Genomic DNA, 242 nt, shown 5'->3' on the forward strand with positions numbered 1-242 from the left:
GACGTGAACCGCACGGAAATCGTATACAAAAACTTGCGGCAGGCGATCATCGAACAGGCGCTGCTGCCCGGCGACAAGCTGCCCGAAGACGTCATTGGCGAACGCTTCGGTGTCAGCCGCACCATCGTCCGCGGCGTCCTGACCCGCCTGTTCAGCGAAGGCCTGGTCGACCTGCGCCCCAATCGCGGCGCGGCGGTGGCCCGCCCCAGCCTGGAAGAAGCGCACGACATCTTCGAAGCCCG

General features: G+C 65.7%; 1 protein-coding gene. It reads left to right on the plus strand.

The genetic code is table 11. The features are described 5' to 3' along the window. Positions 1-242: GntR family transcriptional regulator (locus SB751_RS34500; RefSeq protein WP_410749554.1), on the plus strand; the 242-nt coding region annotated here is incomplete at both ends.

The organism is Cupriavidus sp. SIMBA_020 (genome assembly GCF_046535395.1).
Classification (GTDB): domain Bacteria; phylum Pseudomonadota; class Gammaproteobacteria; order Burkholderiales; family Burkholderiaceae; genus Cupriavidus; species Cupriavidus campinensis.